This is a genomic window from Deltaproteobacteria bacterium (assembly GCA_016874775.1).
Lineage (GTDB): Bacteria > Desulfobacterota > Binatia > Bin18 > Bin18 > VGTJ01.
This window is the reverse complement of sequence record VGTJ01000139.1, coordinates 1-17598: the sequence shown is the minus strand read 5'-3', so window position 1 is coordinate 17598 and position 17598 is coordinate 1. Positions and strand designations below refer to the sequence as shown.

The 17598-nt window shown below is 52.8% G+C and carries 17 protein-coding genes; 7 read left to right on the top strand and 10 right to left on the bottom strand.

Annotated elements, in window-relative coordinates:
- Window positions 1–97: 97 nt before the first annotated feature.
- From FJ147_20680 to FJ147_20660, 5 genes are all read right to left on the bottom strand, one after another.
- On the bottom strand, window positions 98–424 hold the full coding sequence (locus FJ147_20680; GenBank protein MBM4258298.1) for a hypothetical protein: 327 nt from the start codon (window positions 422–424) through the stop codon (window positions 98–100).
- 99 nt (window positions 425–523) lie between these two features.
- Complete coding sequence (locus tag FJ147_20675; protein MBM4258297.1) at window positions 524–1228, bottom strand: CoA-transferase; 705 nt, start codon at window positions 1226–1228, stop codon at window positions 524–526.
- A gap of 77 nt (window positions 1229–1305) precedes the next feature.
- On the bottom strand, window positions 1306–2241 hold the full coding sequence (locus FJ147_20670) for a CoA transferase subunit A (protein ID MBM4258296.1): 936 nt from the start codon (window positions 2239–2241) through the stop codon (window positions 1306–1308).
- A gap of 136 nt (window positions 2242–2377) precedes the next feature.
- Entirely contained in the window at window positions 2378–3520 is a 1143-nt protein-coding gene (gene ispG, locus FJ147_20665) for a (E)-4-hydroxy-3-methylbut-2-enyl-diphosphate synthase (GenBank protein MBM4258295.1), read from the bottom strand.
- Window positions 3521–3989: 469 nt separating this feature from the next.
- Window positions 3990–4352 (bottom strand): hypothetical protein, encoded by a 363-nt coding sequence (locus FJ147_20660; GenBank protein ID MBM4258294.1) that lies wholly within the window; start codon window positions 4350–4352, stop codon window positions 3990–3992.
- A 149-nt stretch (window positions 4353–4501) separates the two neighbouring features.
- Between FJ147_20660 and FJ147_20655 the strand changes: the two genes are divergently transcribed.
- A complete protein-coding gene (locus tag FJ147_20655) occupies window positions 4502–5476 on the top strand; it encodes a bifunctional 5,10-methylenetetrahydrofolate dehydrogenase/5,10-methenyltetrahydrofolate cyclohydrolase (GenBank protein ID MBM4258293.1) in 975 nt (324 codons plus the stop codon).
- Window positions 5477–5556: 80 nt separating this feature from the next.
- Here the strand turns inward: FJ147_20655 and FJ147_20650 are convergent, their stop codons facing one another.
- From FJ147_20650 to FJ147_20640, 3 genes are all read right to left on the bottom strand, one after another.
- Entirely contained in the window at window positions 5557–6321 is a 765-nt protein-coding gene (locus tag FJ147_20650; GenBank protein ID MBM4258292.1) for a PDZ domain-containing protein, read from the bottom strand.
- A gap of 142 nt (window positions 6322–6463) precedes the next feature.
- Window positions 6464–6871 (bottom strand): Zn-ribbon domain-containing OB-fold protein, encoded by a 408-nt coding sequence (locus FJ147_20645; protein ID MBM4258291.1) that lies wholly within the window; start codon window positions 6869–6871, stop codon window positions 6464–6466.
- Window positions 6872–6966: 95 nt separating this feature from the next.
- Window positions 6967–8130 (bottom strand): thiolase family protein, encoded by a 1164-nt coding sequence (locus FJ147_20640; GenBank protein MBM4258290.1) that lies wholly within the window; start codon window positions 8128–8130, stop codon window positions 6967–6969.
- 130 nt (window positions 8131–8260) lie between these two features.
- Here FJ147_20640 and FJ147_20635 point away from each other — a divergent pair, with 130 nt between their 5' ends.
- The 3 genes from FJ147_20635 to FJ147_20625 all read left to right on the top strand — a co-directional run bounded on the left by FJ147_20635 (window position 8261) and on the right by FJ147_20625 (window position 11071).
- Window positions 8261–8662 carry a hypothetical protein gene (locus FJ147_20635; GenBank protein MBM4258289.1) on the top strand — a complete coding sequence of 134 codons (402 nt, stop codon included), beginning with the start codon at window positions 8261–8263 and terminating at the stop codon, window positions 8660–8662.
- Window positions 8663–8740: 78 nt separating this feature from the next.
- Window positions 8741–9769, top strand: coding sequence for a phosphotransferase family protein (locus FJ147_20630; protein MBM4258288.1), 1029 nt, complete (start codon window positions 8741–8743; stop codon window positions 9767–9769).
- 12 nt (window positions 9770–9781) lie between these two features.
- Window positions 9782–11071, top strand: coding sequence for an MFS transporter (locus FJ147_20625; GenBank protein MBM4258287.1), 1290 nt, complete (start codon window positions 9782–9784; stop codon window positions 11069–11071).
- A 38-nt stretch (window positions 11072–11109) separates the two neighbouring features.
- Here FJ147_20625 and FJ147_20620 read toward each other — a convergent pair whose 3' ends face one another.
- Together FJ147_20620 and FJ147_20615 are read right to left on the bottom strand one after the other, a co-directional pair.
- A complete protein-coding gene (locus FJ147_20620; protein MBM4258286.1) occupies window positions 11110–11334 on the bottom strand; it encodes a hypothetical protein in 225 nt (74 codons plus the stop codon).
- Between the two features lie 85 nt (window positions 11335–11419).
- Window positions 11420–12895 carry a hypothetical protein gene (locus tag FJ147_20615; protein MBM4258285.1) on the bottom strand — a complete coding sequence of 492 codons (1476 nt, stop codon included), beginning with the start codon at window positions 12893–12895 and terminating at the stop codon, window positions 11420–11422.
- Between the two features lie 258 nt (window positions 12896–13153).
- On the opposite strand from FJ147_20615, the gene FJ147_20610 reads away from it, so the two are divergent.
- The 3 genes from FJ147_20610 (at window position 13154) to FJ147_20600 (ending at window position 16982) form a co-directional block, all read left to right on the top strand.
- Window positions 13154–13807, top strand: coding sequence for a glutathione S-transferase family protein (locus FJ147_20610; protein MBM4258284.1), 654 nt, complete (start codon window positions 13154–13156; stop codon window positions 13805–13807).
- 143 nt (window positions 13808–13950) lie between these two features.
- Window positions 13951–14832 carry an alpha/beta hydrolase gene (locus tag FJ147_20605; GenBank protein MBM4258283.1) on the top strand — a complete coding sequence of 294 codons (882 nt, stop codon included), beginning with the start codon at window positions 13951–13953 and terminating at the stop codon, window positions 14830–14832.
- A 146-nt stretch (window positions 14833–14978) separates the two neighbouring features.
- Window positions 14979–16982: a hypothetical protein gene (locus FJ147_20600; protein MBM4258282.1), complete on the top strand. Its 2004-nt coding sequence runs from the start codon at window positions 14979–14981 to the stop codon at window positions 16980–16982.
- Window positions 16983–17598 lie beyond the last annotated feature (616 nt).

Sequence of the window (17598 nt, the reverse complement as noted above, 5' to 3'; positions counted from 1 at the left end):
AAGCTCAAGAACTGGGCCAGACCCTGTATGCCGTGCGGGAGAGTTTGTTTAGTCATTACCTTCGCGCTGAACTACAAAACCCTCATGTCACGGCTTGTTAAGGTCCAAAGCGTAAGTCCTGATCTATTGGAGCGTGGGGATTGCTAGCCGCAACATCCCCACGCGCACTACAACAGAGAATAGAAGTAATCGCATTGCCATCAATCAGTAAGTCAACCTTGCTGATTTTCACGCCCGCTGTATCGGAAAACGCCCAGCCTCGGATGACAGCAACACCAGCGACCGTTTGCCCATTTTCCGGTCCTTCGAGCGTGGCTGTCAGAGCAGCATCGGCCCTGCCACTCAGTGACAAGAGGACAGAGAAGACCATTAGGAACGCAATAAGATGCCTGCCCCAGGTGCTGTTCAGTCGATCGAGAATCACAAACTGCCTCCGTCTACAGGTGAAGTGTCACTCACTATGCAGTATTTGCCCTACGTGCTACCATAGACGAGAAGTCAGCGTCAACGGATTGGTGACCTGCTACCCCAACGTATCAAACTGCCGAATGAGAGTGAGTTCGTCTACAGTTGGCGGTTGGGTTTCTGTCACTGTCGGTGCAGATCGTAATGGCCAACCAGTCGCCGCTTGGACTCCCTCTTTCGTGGTTCCTGGGTGTAACGATGCCAGTATCATTTCGCCAGAGTTGTCAAAGCTAAATATCCCCAGTGAGGTTACGACCTTGCTTGGCCCGCCACCAGATAAACCTACCGACTGTCGCCACCCTTTACCTGTGCCGTGCCCAGCAGAAGTGAGATACTGAACACGGTCACGAAACCGTCGCGGTTCGTGAGTCATGATAATCACAGTACGACGAGCGAACGAGGCAATATCTGCTGCGCCTCCACTGCCAGGTAAACGAAGCTCGGGTGTCCAGTTGGTGTTCAAATTGCCATAGCGATCAATCTCTGCACCACCGATAAAACCGAGATCAATGCGGCCTCGTTGGAGAAGTGCCATGACATCAATAAGACCACTACACGCAATAGCCGCAGCGATGTTCGGCGGATCACCCATTGTCACAATCGGACTGAGTGGTCGGCGATCACGAATCACACCGTTTTCAAATATCCCAATCGTAGTCGGCGCGTGTAGTTCTTTGGCAACAGCGAAGGCCACCAGCGGCAAGCGCATACCAACGAATACGACTTCGCCGTCCCGTATTTCACGGGCAGCCGCGGCAATCATGATTTCGCGGGTGGTAAACGTTGCGGACACTAGCAACCTCTACTGTATGGTTCGTTATACGTATTGCGTATTGCGTGTTACGTGGAACCGTAATTTACCTCATCAATCGGCAAGCGCTTTTCCGTAATTCGCAAGTCATTCACCATTTGTTCCCCTAGCTTCGTACGATACGCTTCTCGACTCGGAAGATCAGTGACCCATTCTTTTAACCAGGCAAGAAATCCATCTCGACTGCGTGAGTGCTCGTGATAACGGAGGAAGTATTCATCGTCGCGCTTCCAGAATCCTTGCACTGGTGAGGGATGTGCTCCAAGTGGTTCATGCACCACTGCATCAACGAGGATACCGGGAACGAGTGTACGGTTGGGATCGGCAGCAATAATCTCGCGATCAACAATCTCTTCGCATGTCAGAATTACGCGGTCTGCTGCGTATGCCGCTTCGACCGTAACACCCAGATTCCCCCACATATGAGCGTTGCCAAACGTATCGGCGCGTTGCACGTGCAGAATCGTGACATCTGGAACAACCGCTTTTACTGCAGTGAGTTGCTCGCTAGTAAACGGACATGTCACAGACCGGAAAGCCTCCTGATTCTTGATGATGTCTCCGCCAGCGCCGGTTTTCGTCGGTAGAAACGTCACTCCCAGTGCGGCGGCTTTCAACGCCAGCGTGATGGTAAAGTTGGAGTGCTCCTGAAGCAGCAGTGGTTGAGGAATTCCTTTCTCTATCGCACCGCGAAAGTTATAACCCATGCCCGCGCCAACGTTGCCAACCCAGGCGGAGATTACTGCTTTTACACACCCAGCACCGATCAGTTCGTCGAAGAGAATATCGGAGATCGGACCAATCAGTGAGAGATCTTTTTTGTTCTGGCGAATCAGTTCATGGCCAGCGGCAAAAGGAATGAGGGATTCCAAACAGAGTCCCATAGCCACACGATCTCCGTCATGGACAAGCTCGCGGATGGCGTTGGCCAGGGTGGTTGTTTTGTCTTGGTCGCGTTTGGTCATGAGAAGGGGAGCGTTCAGCCATCAGCTATCAGCGGTCAGCCAAAAAAGGCAAATCGCATGACTTCCTGACGAGCTGCGTACTGACCGCTGAAGACTTTTTCTGCTGGCTGAGAACTGAGAGCTGAACGCTTATCCATCACACCTGCTCAGCAATCAGCTTATCAAGTTCGATCTTTAACCGACCCAAGACAACATCGTACCCGAAGTTCCCGAGTTTGACACTTTTCTTCTTCAGGTTCACGGTCGTTGGTCCACACCAAAGACCGAGGTCAGCATCGTCAGTTTCACCGGGGCCGTTCACCCGACAGCCCATAACCGCAATGGTGATGTGATGCTCCTTGGCATATGCAGTCATGGCTTTGACTTGTTGTGCAAGTTCGACAAATTTCTCGTTCTCGACCCGCGAACAGCTTGGGCATGAAATAATGTTCATCCCTTTACCGAAGTCAGGAACCGATACGAATCGACCCTGCTTCACATCTTCAATGATCTGCAAACCTGCGGTGACTTCTTCATGCTTACGATCATTAGGGAGTGTCAGGGAGACTCGTAAGGTGTCCCCGATCCCGCTTGCCAACAACTTCTCAAAGGCGATGCGGCTTTTCATGATCCCGTCGGGCGGTAAGCCTGCTTCTGTGACTCCCAGATGGATAGGTACATCGGGGCGGGCTTTGGCAAAGCGCGTGTTGGCCTCGACAACTTTGGCTGGGTCAGAATCCTTCATCGACACTACGAAGCGGTCAAACCCAAGCTCTTCCATCAACTGGCAGTGGTAGAGGGTGGATTGAATCAACGCTTCCATCTGGTCGCCAGGGTATTTTTCGAGGAATGCAGGCGCAACCGAGCCACAGTTTACGCCAATCCGAATGGCAATGTCATGTTCACGAGCGATATCCACCAGCCAGGCGACCTTTTGCGGGATGGTCTTGCCCTTTTCGATGTGATGTAAATGACCAGGGTTGTAGCGAACCTTATCAACGTAAGGCGCGACCAACTCTGCCATTTTGTAGTTTTCTTGCAAGTCGACAGAGAGGGTAGCGGTAGTCTGCGCACGAATCTCTTTCAGTGCCGCAGCTTCTTTTGGGTTATCAACCGCAATACGGACAATGCCAGCTCGTGCTTTTTCGAGTTGGTGAACTTGCGCTACCGTGGCATCAATGGCAGTGGTTTTCGTGGCACACATGCTCTGGACGACGATCTGAGCGCCACCACCCACTTGTACTTTTCCAATTCGCACCGCCCGAGTCGGCATTCGTTCCATGCGCGTGAACTCCTCCATAGTAAAACTAGTGTTTTACAGTATCTGAGGATGTCACAGGCTTCAACTGTGCCGGACTGCCGTCGAAGGCGGTGGTGTCCGGCACAACCAGTGGAGGAAGGGAGACGGAGGAACAGCCTCTCGGAAGAAGCAGAATCAGAGTAAAAAGAGAGGCCAAAAGTAATAGCAAGAAGCGGCAGAAAGAAGAAGGTTGCAGTAGAAGGTCAGGTAGCAGTTCAAGTATCTAAGTGTGAGGACTATTCCATACGTCTCCCACATCAGGAACACTCACTGGTAGTCCGTTAGTGCAGAACAGGAATCTCGACAATCGGAGCACTAGGAACGGACTGCGCGTACTCCTGAAGCTGGTGCTTCATTTCGGCGATCCATCGCTGCGCAGTAGCTTCCTCGATTTCTCCTGCTTCTTGCTTGCGCAAGACTTCATCGAGGAAATGCTCAAAAAACGTCTTCATTTTCCGTACAGTGAGGATTACGCCGCCCGCTTGAGCGGGAACATCGCATGCTGTTCACGAATCTCCTGTAACCGTCGCTTGAGACCGCGGCGCAGGTAGGCAGGATCAATCTGGAAGGCATCACAAATGCCAGTAAAACTACAGAGATCTTCGCCTTCTTTGGTTTCGATCCACTCTTTCGCTTCTTGAAAGAGTTCACGCATAGCTGAAGACGGATGGTCAACGTAACGAAGATAGCAATCGATCGCGTCCTCGAGTACTGCCCACAACAAGCGGAATTCTCCGCTCATCCGTAATCGGGCCGCAATCGGATCACTCAGTTGGACCGGGATAAGATCAGCTAGCGTGATAATATCTTGAGAATCGTCGTGTAGTTCCATATGGGCTCCTTACTCGTTTTCCCCTTCGCTCATATGGTTCAGCAAGTTTTGCGCCAACGGATTTTGCTATTTCTAGGCGCTTTCTACCTTTCAGGTGACAAAGAAAGGCGTCAGAAGTGTCAATTCTTTGCCATTTCTGACAGTCAAATATGACATTGGACAGAGATTCATGTCATCTGATATGCCCACTTTGCCCCTGTTGCACTCCTTGTTTTGTAATTCAGCACGATGGTAGGGTAGGCATAATGACTGCCCAAATTGTTGAAGGAAAAATCATCGTCGAAAGCGTCTATGAGGAACTCAAGCAAGAAATTCCCCAGCTCATTACTCAGACTGGTCGACGACCGGTCCTGGTCAGTGTGTACGTAGGCTCTCACCCGGCAATTGAGGTCTACATCCGCTCACAAAATCGAGCGGCACGGCAACTAGGGATAGAGTACCGTTGGTACCATCTCCCAGATACTGCCGATGAGCGGGAAGTGCTTCGACGCTTAGACCAACTCAACCGGGACCCTGAGGTCTCCGGTATCATCCTCCAATTGCCACTCCCCCTCCATCTTCGGCGGTCGGTCTTAGTAAACGCAATCGATCCGCTCAAAGATGTTGACGGGACCCACCCAGAAAATGTCGGGGCAGCACTCATTGGCGAAATGCGGGTGGGATCTTGTACCGCACTTGCTGCCATACGGTTGATCGAGGCTACGCAGGTCCAGGTCGAAGGCAAGGAAGCGGTGATCGTTGGCCACAGTGAACTCGTCGGCAAACCTCTGAGCCTGATGCTACTCGACCGCCTGGCGACAGTTACCATTAGCCATATTGCCACAGCACGGCGGGGGCTGTTGGCGGATCATGTACGTCGAGCCGAGATCTTGGTTGTGGCTGTAGGATCGCCTGAGGTCATTAAGGGAGAATGGATTCGCCCTGAGGCAGTCGTGATCGATGTCGGCATCAATCAGGTCGGCTCACGCATCGTGGGTGACGTCGAGTTTGAACCGGCAAAAGAGCGGGCCTCTTTTATTACCCCGGTCCCTGGAGGAGTCGGCCCGGTCACCGTGTCCATGCTCATGCAGAACACGGTGAAGGCGTTTAAAGCACAGGCAGAAACAATGAAAAATTCAAAATGAAAAATTCAAAAATAAGAAGCCAGCTGTTTATTCTTGACTTCTACAATTCTTCATTTTTCATTCTCCATTTTTACTTGGCCTCACGCCGGTTCTTCTTCGAGCTTCACGGAAAGCTTCATCGCTTTGCCTGAACGAAGGATCGAGAAGGAGACGGTCTCTTGCGGCTTGTAGCGGCGCATCATGTCGCTGAACTCTTGCGCATTGCGCACCGCCTGGTCATTCACTGCTACAATCAGGTCTCCGGGAGTTTGCTTGGTCATATACATATCGTGGACGATCGCCAGGGGAATAGCAAAAGGCCCTGCGGGAGACATCGCTAGCACAACGATAGCCGCTTTGATGAGATTACTTCGCCCTTCAGTCGGACGATTAGCACCGGAAAACCCTGCACGTTCTGCCGGACTTCCTGGCACAACATCAAGCACCTTCACCCCAACCGGACCTTCTTCTGCGGTCGCATAGAGCACGCCAAGATAGTTCCGCTGTCCCGTCGCTCTTGGTCCATTGGCTCCAGAAGGGGAATTTGCCCCTGCCTGTGGAAACGGATCAATCTTTCGCCCTGCTTGTTCATTAGTTGGTGGATCTCTGGATTCCGCACTGCGAGCAGGCGACACTGGAGCAGTAGTCTCTGGTAGTGGGTTATTCGCGACCGGGTCAGGTTCTACAGGTTGAGGAGAGATCTCAAGGACCTGTGGAGCACCAATCCGTTGGCCTGGTGGAATTTCTTCACTTCCCTCTGTCGAAGGCATCACCTCTGGTTGAGCACCTTGCACCGTAAGCGGTGGAACGCCAACAAAGAGTAAGGCAGCCACGAACAGCCAATGAACCGGCGTACGAGTTTTCATATCGATATCTCCTTACTCACGCTTACGGGCAACATGCAGAGAGGTAGTGCCTATTATCTCTCTGCACAGTCGTCAGTACAAGCAAGGGGCGGTCCTTTTCCTGCAGTTTCTCTAGGACCTTTGCCTCTCAGCTTTCTCCCCATCACGCTGGACGAAATTTCACGAGTGTCCTCTCCGGCGTCACATCCTCAAAAGCAGCCACCACAGGCATCCCGACCTTCAGTGTTTCAGGAGAACAACCTGTGATGTTCGTCGTCAGATGAGGCCCCTCCGCCAGCTCAACGATCGCAATCACATACGGCACCTCTTCGGCAAATGAGTGATGTGTGGGAGCCTGAGCAATCGTATACGAATAGAGCGTCCCTTTCCCAGACACTTTCACCCATTGCAAATCCGGCGCTAAACATTCTGGACATACTTCCCGTGGATAGAACACATGAGTGTTGCATTTGTTGCAATGTTGGATTTGTAATTCATGTCGCTTGGCCGCATCCCAAAACGGTTTAGACACCGGAGTCGGTTGCGGCAGCGGTTTTTTATACTGAGCCATATCTCCTCCTGAAAGGCGGTCAGCTTTCAGCGGTCAGCCACACGGAAGAGGCGAAGCGCTCTGGCTGAAAGCCGATAGCTAATAGCTGAAGGCTTCTACTGCACTCCCAACACTAAACTGCACTGTTCACTCATGATGCCACCATTCCCGTTCACATAACCGATAGTGGCATTCTTGACCTGCCGCTCGCCACCACGTCCCATCAGTTGGCGCACTCCCTCAATGACGTGACTCATGCCGCCAGCGAGACCAGGCTGCCCGAACGACAGTTGCCCACCGTGTGTGTTACAAGGAAGGTCGCCTTTATATGACAGGTCGTGCTCTTCAACGAAACGCCCGCCCTCGCCTTTCTTACAGAAGCCAGCGTCTTCAAGGGTTACAATCACAGTGATGGTGTAGCAATCGTACGGTTGGACAAAGTGCATGTCTTTGGGCGCCAGGCCCGCCATTTTAAACGCGGACTCGGCTGCGGGTTTCACCAGCGAGGTCGTCAAGCTCTTTGCGTTGGTGATACTGCAGTGACCACCCGCTTCTCCTGCCCCAAGCAAATACACAGGGCGCTGAGGACCATGTTTGGCGCGGTCTGCAGATGTTACGATGAACGCGGCGCCACCCGCGCAGGGACTCACGATCTCCAGTAAATGCAACGGATCGACAATCATGCGCGAATTCAATACGTCATCAACGGTAATTTCTTTACTGCCAAACATTGCCAGCGGGTTCTTGCATGCGTTCTTGCGCTGATCGACCGCCACTTTGGCCATCTGTTGTGGGGTCGTACCAAACTCCGCCATGTGTCGTCGCGCAATCAACGCATACCCTGGATTGGCAGCGATGAGCCCATAGGGAGCATCAAACTCTGCATCATTAGGTGGAAACGGCGGCATTTTACGACCAGGTGTCGTCACCCCTCGCGTGTCAGCCACAACACACAGGACGGTCGAGCACATGCCTGCATCAATTGCTGCAGCCGCACGCCACGCCATGCCCGCAGCAGAAGCTCCCCCCAGCTCAACTTGATTAAAATACCTCGGCTGCAGGCGGAGGTACTCAGCAATAACCGACGGCCACAAGATGCTGTACTCACCAATGGCCCAGCCAGTAAGCAATCCATCGATATCTTTTTTCTCTAGTCCTGCATCTGCGATAGCTTCTCTCGCCACCTGTGCCATCATGCCGAGAGGGGTGCGCCCTTCAGCGTCACGCTGTGGACGTAACTCAGCGATCCCAGCGATTGCGGCTTTTCCCTTTATGCTCATAGTTTCCCTCCAGTCCTCCTGACGAAGAACGCGATGACTTATACCCCTTCTTGCTTTGTCCTGTCAAAGGAAAAAGTAAAGATTGTCCGTATTTGACAACGCTGTGCTCTTTCCCGTATGACATCTTCCCATGTTGACCGCACATCACTTATTCAAAGAAGTTATTGCTTCGCTGCGCAACGTTGTTGCACCAGCCATTGCCGATCCGTATCCAAAATCTCAGGCGTACATGGCTGCGGTGATCCTTGAATTTGTTTCACGCCAAGTCGAAGAACGCCGCGATATTGACCAAGAAAAACAACAGACACTAAACAGGCTGTTCCATGACCTCTCTGCTTTCCTTGCCGACAAAACTCCATCATCAGCCAGTGAAACTGATTACGAAGCGCGCTTATGCCGACTGATCGAATGGCTGTACAACGAAAAAGAGCGGCTTGGACCAGAGGCTTTTGCAACTGCCAATCAAAAAGTGCGCGCAGCGTTGCGACAGTTGTTGGATCAGGAGTTGAAAATAGCGGGCACTACAGAATGAAACGTATTGCGTGTTGCGTGAGATAAAGAGAGGCGATTCCACACCACGTTTTACGCACCACGAAACGCGGATAACGCTATGGCTGAATCAACCCAAGACAAAATCGTTTCCTATCTCTATAAAAAGGTGCCAAGCGCCAAAAATCTATCACTGTCACAGTTTGTGCAAACTGCTGTCGGCTGGTCACATGAGATCTACGTCTTCGATGCCCAGTGGAAAGAAAATGGGCAAGAAAAGACCCAAGGCTTCTGCCTGCGTAAGGATCCAGGCTCTGGTCTGTTGCGCACGCTGTCTGACTTGAAGGAACAGTATCGCGTCCTGCAAGCGCTTGAACCGACACCCGCACCAACGCCAAAGGTCTATTGGTTTGAAGAAGACCCGTCTCTGCTCGGTGGCCCGTTCTTCATTATGGAAAAAGTCCCAGGCGAAGCGACTAATCCGTGGTCGAAAGTCGGCAAACAGTATTACGCTGAGGCTGCAAAACGCGGGAAGCTGCCACGGAGTTTCATCGAAGCACTGGCTTCCTTGCACAATCTCGATTGGCGCGCCGCAGGCCTCGACTTTATCGGCGTCCCGGGACCAGGCAACGACTTCGCCCTGCGGGAAGTCGCAAAGTGGGAGTCGCTTATTCAGCGGTCGTTGCGCAAGCCCGAGCCGGTGCTGACCGAAGTGCTCATGTGGCTCAAAGCCAATGCGCCAAAAACACAACGCCTTGCATTTGTCCACGGCGCCTATCGTACCGGTAACCTCATGATCAAAGATGATCTTATTTCGGCCATCATTGATTGGGAACTGCAGGTGATAGGCGATCCAATGTACGACGTCGCCTATGTCCTTTCTGACCTGAACCGCGAGGGGTCACCGTTGCTCTCGTGTGTTGTCGAACGCGACTTTTTCATTGACACATATCAGCAGCTTACGGAGCTCACCATTGACTTCGACGCCTGCCGCTACTACGAAATCCTCTACATGATGCGCAGTACCGCGTTCTGGCTCAGTGCCTCAGGATTATTTGCCGAAGGAAAAAGTAAGGATTTACGCTTAGCTCGTACGACGTATTCAGTTCCAGTCGTTTTGAACATGGCAGCAAAAGCGCTGGGATTCTGATGATCGTCAACAATGAGGGCGCTTATGAATACAACACCGTCGCCCAGCATATTCTACGGTTGGTGGATGGCCTTGTTCTGTTGCCTGGCCATGGCAGCAGGGCCGATTCTCATCACCGGAACGTTCAGTATTTTCGTCAAACCATTAGCTGAGACGTTCGGCTGGAGTCGCGGTGACATTTCGTTCGGCTTCTCTCTGGTCGCGTTCATCATTGCTTTTTACGCCCCGCTCCTTGGGATTCTCATCGACCGCCTTGGCCCGCGTGTGGTCATCATGAGTGGCGCAGTCATCTTTGGCGCAGGGTTCTGCTCATTCTGGTTTTTGTCGAACTCCCTGTGGCAGTTCTACGGTATCTATCTGTTGACAGCGTTTGGGGGGGCAAGTCTCACTTCCCTTCCGTTTGCGACCATCATCTCGCGGTGGTTTAGCCAGCAACGTGGCCTTGCCCTCGGGTTCATGGGCACTGGCGTGTTTCTCGGCGGCATGTATGCTCCGCCCCTGGTCACCCATATTATCCTCACCTATGGTTGGCGCTGGGCATACGTCACACTTGGTGTGATTATTTGGTGCGTTGCCCTACCGATATCTGCCTTTCTTCTTATGGATCGTCCCGAGCAGAAAGGATTACAACCTTTCGGCGAGGGAGGAACAGAAAAATCGCCAACCATCGATTCTCATGCTTCCGGTCATAGTATGACCGTCACCGAAGCGCGTAAAACGCTGTCGTTTTGGTGTATGGCAGTCAGCTTTGCGCTGCTCAGCGCGGTCTCACACGCTGCCATCACCCACTTTGCGCCCCTACTGACAGATAAAGGACTCTCACCGCAACAAGCGGCAACCGCGCTCATGGTCCTCTCAGCAATGGGGGTTCTGGGAAGAATCATCGCCGGGTATCTGGTTGACCGTTTCCCGGCTCATCTCGTCTCTGCCGGACTTTTTCTTGGGGTTGTGATTGGGTTAATTGCTGGGTTCGGAGCCGATGAACTACCCCAGGCCCTCATCTTCGCAGCGATGATCGGACTTGGTTTTGGCGCAGAAACCGACCTGATGCCGTACCTCATTGCCCAGCACTTTGGCCTAGCCTCATTCGGCAGAATTTTTGGGTGGATCTATGGGGCGTTCGCGTTTGGTGGCATGCTTGGCCCACTCCTCATGGGGAAGACTTTTGATGCGACCGGCTCGTACCACCTCGCGCTCACAATTCTTATCCCAGCAACGATCCTGAGTGCCGTGCTTATGCTGCCATTGGGAATACGTCGTCTGCCCATCAAAACGACTGAAGCTGAAGCTCACTCTGGGTGAAGAAGGCAGAGGAAGAAAGCTCGCTGACTGTCACGCCCTCACCCTTCCCGCAGAACGTCGAGCAGCGCTTTCGCATCTTGCAAATCCTTGATCGCGAAGCCTTCGCTAAACCAACCGTAGACTTCAGATAACAATTTGTAGGCTTCCACGTTTTTTTTCTGGTGAGACCAGAGCTTTGCCAGGCTGACAGCGGCTCGGAGTTCCAACATCTTCATCTGCTGCTGTCGGGCAATATCGAGGGCTTGGAGAAAATGCCTCTCCACCACCTCTTCCCCATTTGGGACTAGCGGCTGGAGGCTTGGGGCTTGTGGGAAGGGGGAATCAGCCCCTAGCCTCCAGCCATTAGCCTCATCGACCTTTTGAGTTTTTCCTTTTGCTTTGCTGCGCTAGCAGGAGCTCACCTTTCACCCGATAAATCTCTGCCTCATAAAAGTGTTCCCCGTGTTGCTGAACCAACTGCATGGCTTCAGCAAGCGAGGTCAATCCCTCTTGCCATTGCCCAGCAAGACTTTGGGCTTCAGCCAGGATCGTCAGATAGTAGGTGAGCGAGACAGCAGCGCCAGCCTGACGCATTGCGGCGATGCCATACTGCATTTGCGTCAATCCCTTTTCGTGCTGTCCCTGCTGCACCAATACCCACCCTTGTCCGATCCGACTGGTCATCAACCACAATGGATATTCATGCTTGATAGCAATCTGTTCCAACTCAAGGGCATGCGCTTGAAGCGACTCAAGCTCATGACGACATTGATGCAGGGTCACGGCCAGATCAATGGCAACCGCTTGCGTAAAGGGATGCGCCAGGTGTTGCGCTCGCTGCAATGCACCCTGGTTGCATTGTAGGGACTGTTCGGGAAAGCCGAGGAACCACAAAGTCCATGCCAGATATGACGCACTTGCCGCGCCTGGGTGTTGCACGACCCGCGCAGCTAGCGCCTGTTCCGGTTGTGCACTCGAAAGCTCGGCGCCAGTCTCGAACGCTTGTCTCGCTTTCTGCACCTCACCGGAATACAGAGCGGTACTGCCAACGGCAAAATAGGCTTCTGTCCGCGTCATCACCTCATCGTCTTGCATTGCCTGATGGACAAGCTGCTGCGCCAGGTCCTCAGCAATCTTCAGGTTGGCACGCATGAAGTAGAATCCCCACAGTCCGGCAAGGGCAGCGAATTGCAGTGTACTCACTCCCATCCGCAGATTGAGTTCCCGTACGCGAGAGAACGCGATTTCCACCGCAGGATCGGCATAGCCCTTAGTTCCCATCAGCGTCCGCCCCAGCGCAAGCTGCAAACGCATTTCGTTCTCGCTGCGCTCTGTGGACTCGGGAGTATACGCGAGAAGGGTCAACGCGCGCTGGTAATACACCCCGGCTTCGCGGGCAGCAAAGCGTTGCAGAGATTGCTGAGCAGCAAAGCGCAAGTACTCGACTGCGCGTGGATAGTCTCGTCCCTCCTCAAAATGATGGGCCAAGATCGCGGCATATTCACGTGCGCGTTCCCCGTAGCGCTGCTCTTCACTGGTTCCTATCCGGCTATGCAAGCGCAACCGTCGTCCCGGTATGAGACTGTCGTACAACACCGCCTGGTAGAGCGCATGGCGAAAACTGTAGTAGCCGACGGTGGGATCCTCTGACACCACCGGAACTGCGGGAGCGGACAGCATTCGGCCACGTCGTACGAGGTCATCACAATATGTTTCTACAGTCGTCACTGGCAGATCGAGGACGGCAGCAATGGGCGCAGCCGAGAACTCGTAGCCAACGACACTGGCAACCTCAACGACTTGCTTCTCTTCGCGAGAAAGCTGCCCAATCTGTCGCTCGATCAATTGCCGAACACTAGGCCATGACTTACCCTCCCTGGATTCCCGCTTTCGCGGGAATGACGCCGCTACGTTCACCCCGCAGAATCAACAGGACTGACTACTAGGATGCCTATAGCGCAGTTCGCCAACGAAGTTGTAAGCAAGTTGTATGAAAGTTGTATTTTTTCGGTATGAATTTGCCGCGGTTGCACCACCCCAGAAGGCCGGATAGATAGGAAAAGTTCAGCGGGCGAACCAGCTATCTAAGAGGAGGAAAAACTTATGAAATTTATTAATTCAGTTGGCCCCAATCCGCGCTGCGTACGCATGTTCATGGCCGAAAAAGGGATTTCCATTCCATTTGCTGAGATCAATCTCCTGGCAGGCGAGAACCGTAAGCCGCCTTATACCGACAAAAACCCCGGTGGGCAGATGCCCGCGCTTGAACTCGACAACAGCACCACCCTCGCTGAGACAGTCGCAATTTGTGAGTATCTCGAAGAGAAGAACCCGACACCGGCTCTGGTCGGCACAACGGCTGAAGAACGGGCCGAAACCCGCATGTGGCAGAGACGAATCGAACTCAATATCACTGAACATTTGTATAACGGCTTTCGTTACGCCGAAGGGATCAAAATATTTCAAGATCGCATGCACTGTTTGCCCGAGGCCGCACCAGGGCTCAAAGCGATCGTGCAGGAAAAGCTTGCATGGCTCGATAAGCTTATGGAAGGGAAACAGTTCATTGTCGGCAACCGCTTCACCCTGACCGATATTATTCTCTTCTCTGCGCTCGACTTTGGTGCTGGTGTTGGCCAAACCATCAATCCCAGCTTGAAGAACCTCACAGCTTGGTTTGATCGTGTTGCTGCACGGCCCAGCGCAACTGCAAGCCTGTCTCCAAAAGACAAGAGTGGCGGTCTGCGCGGCGCGTAGGCGAGCACTGAATGGGGGAATGGGCGAACGGGCGAAACGGGAAAGAAGCTGAAGGCTTGGTCCTTTTTCCTGTAGCCCTTAGCCATGAGCCTCAGACCCTTTTGCTGATAGCTGATAGCTGAGCGCTAAGAAAGGAGGAATCCATGGACCGCAAAGTCACATTCTATAGCGAAGGCACACCGTGTGTTGGCATTCTCGGACTACCAGACGATTACAAATCTGGCGACAAACGTGGTGCGGTGATCTTCTGTCATGGTTTTACGGGTGTGAAGGAAATGTATCTGCCAGAGAATGCCAAACGACTGCAGGCAGAAGGTTATGTCACGCTGAACTTCGATTATCGCTATTTCGGTGAGAGCGGTGGCGAACCTCGCTGTCGCCTGATTCCGATGGCGCAAGTGGCGGATATTCGCAATGCCATCACTTACATGCAGGGTCTGCCAGAAGTGAATCCCGATCGTATCGGTCTCTATGGCACCAGCTTTGGCTGTGCCAATGTCGTCTATACGGCTGGCGTTGATGAACGCGCGAAGTGCACTGTCGCTGTCGTTGGTCCTGGCGACTGCGAACGGCAGTTTCGCATGGGTCCAAACTTTGATGCCTTTATGTCCAAGGTGCAGAAAGCCAAGGCCGAGTTTGTCGCGAGCGGCAATGTCACCTACATGCAAACCGCACGTATGATGGCACGTGATCCTGATGTCGTCGCTGATCTCGAAAGAGCACAGAAAGCCTTTCCGCAATGGCGACCGGAAGTGACGTTTGAGTCCATGGTTGACATCATGGAGTTCAAGCCTGAAACAGTGGCTGATCGCATCTCTCCACGCGCGATTCTGTGGATCCATACCGACAAAGACAAACTCGTACCGTTGTATGAAGCACAGAGCATGTACGCCAAAGCGCGCCATCCAAAGAAACTGGTCGTGTTAGAAAATATGATCCACGAAGATGTCTATCGCGGCGAGGGGTTTGCACAAGTTGTGAAGCAGACCAATGCGTGGTTCAAGGAACATATGCCAGCGAGATAACTACAAGACGGCACGGGCGAAAAGGCTCATACGAAAAAAGAATCGGTGAAACGGGGAATCGGTGAAACGGAGAGAAAAACCTGGCTTTGCTTTTTCTCCGATTCTCCCCCTCTCCGATTCTCCGATTTATAAAAAAGAGAGAGGTCATGCCCACTCAAACTATTCACACCACTTGCACGATGGATTGCCCGGATACCTGCGGGCTGGAGGTCACGGTCACCGACGGCAGGGTTGCGCGCATTCGCGGCACGACCGATCATCCGACGACCAATGGCTTTATCTGTGACAAAGTCTCGCACTTTGCGCGGCGTGTGTATCACGAAGATCGATTACTCTATCCGATGCGACGCACAGGTAAAAAAGGTGAAGGGAAGTTTGCCCGCATCTCATGGGATGACGCTATCGCTGAGATCACCAACCGTTTCAAAGCCATCAGTCAGCAGTGGGGGAGTGAAGCGATCCTGCCATATCACTATGGTGGCTCGAATGGTTTGTTAGGTGGTGAGTTTGTGGACGACTTCTATTTCGCCACGCTGGGAGCGTCGCGCATGGCCAAGACCTTGTGTGCTGCGCCATCGACTGCGGTCACAAAAGACATGTACGGTCGCATGCCAGGCGTGGCCTTTGAGGATTATCCGCTTGCCAAGTGCATCATCATTTGGGGCGCGAATCCCAAAGCGTCAAACATTCATCTGGTGCCATTGCTACGGCAAGCGAAAAAGAACGGTGCCTTCATCGCGGTGGTCAATCCAATCAAGACCTTTTCTGATCACGAGATCGATTTGCACGTACCGGTGTATCCTGGAGCGGACTTACCGATTGCGTTGGCAATGATTCGTTTGTGGCATGAGGCTGAACGGTTCGATCTTGAATTTCTTCGCCAACATGCCGATGGCCTTGAGCTACTGCTGCAGCAAGCAAAAGCATGGACCGTCGAACGAGCAGCAGCAGAAGCGCGGGTTTCGCCCGATGTGATCCGCACTTTGGCACAAGTGTATGCCGAATCGACACCGGCCTTACTCCGCACTGGCTGGGGTACTGAACGCAATCGCAATGGCGGCCAAGCCCTGGCTGCGATCTTGACCATGCCAGCACTGCTCGGCAAATTCGGCGTGCGTGGTGGTGGGTACACGATGAGCAACAGCGGTGCTGCACAACTTGACACCAACAAAGTGTTTGGTCCAGTTTCGTGGCAAACACGGGTCATCAACCAAACGCAACTCGGCGAAGCCCTCAACAGCGATCTTCAACCACCGATCAAAGGGTTGTTTGTCTACAACTGCAATCCTGCGGTCACCGTGCCTGACCAAAATGCGGTGCTGCGCGGTCTCGCACGTGAGGACTTATTTACTGTCGTCTCCGAACAAGTGATGACCGATAGCGCGAAATATGCCGACATCCTTTTACCGGCGGTCACGTTCCTTGAGCAATATGAGATTAAACGCGCGTACGGCAGTTATGTGGTCAGTGGAGTGCAACCAGTGATTCCGCCAGTGGGCGAGGCAAAAGCGAACGAAGAAATGTTCGCCCTGCTCGGTCGCGCGATGGGTTGGCAACACGAACCCTTTTATTGGGATACCGCAACGTCCATGCAGAAAGTCGCAGCGACACTGAAACTGGATCGTCAAGTCGCGAATCTTTCCGCCTGGCGAGCAGGAAAAGCTCAACGTTACGACTTTCCTGGTGAGCGCCCGGTGCAGTTCGATACTGTTGCACCACGGACCTCGGACGGAAAAATTCACCTGACACCAGCCGCGCTCGGCAAAACTCCGTTCCGCTATCAGACTGTACACGATACACGATTTCCCTTGGCACTGATCAGTCCGAGCAACAACAAGATGATCACCAGCACGTTTGGTGAGTTCAATTATCCTGAACTGTGGCTGATGCTGCATCCCGAAGATGCTACGGCACGAGGAATCTCGACTGGTGATACCGTGCGGGTGTTTAATTCTCTTGGCGAGGTACACTGTCGGGCGAAAATCAATGCTGATGTGCGCTCAGGTGTAGTGCACATGCCCAAAGGCGCGTGGCAAAAATCCTCACGCAATGGCTCTACTTCAACTGCCCTCTGTCCATCGCATGTCAATGATGTCGGTGGTGGCGCGTGTTTCAATGATGCACGAGTACAAGTCGAGAAAATAGGCTGAAAATTAATGCAAAATGCAAAATGCAAAATGGAAAAGCAGAAAGCGGCAGGAAGCTTTTTTTGTTCCTCGAATTTTGCATTTTTCATTCTTCATTGTCTTGAAAGTATAGCTTTCGCCACATCCGCCGATCCCCTTTCGTAGTTGGTCATGTTCATGCAGTTTTGCCCAAAGATGCACAGTATCTCCGCGTCGGCAAGTTGAATCGACGAGTTGAGTGCTTGAGTAGGCAACGGAAACCATGCTTAAATAGGGCGGTCAGGTCTCCAACGGTGCGGGGTATTTCATGAGCAAGCATCTCCAGGTACAACAACAGTAAGCTCTGCGAACTATTGCCTCTGGTAAAGCGTAACGCACAGAGCGGCATCCATAGAGTTCGGAACTATCTGTACTGATGTTGCCATTTGTCTCACCAACCGTAGGAGATACATTCCCGTACATGTCGTAAAGTCGTTGGGCAATTTCATTGTTGCGTCAGGTCGAGCTTTATAGCACGGGGAACGCGCTTAGAGTCTTGTAAAAAGAAGGGGTTAGGATAGAGAGGGCAGCACGGGTGTCCGGGAAAAAGGAGGAGGAGGTATGCCTGCGCTCACGTGTGCCCTGGTGGAAAAGCTGGAGA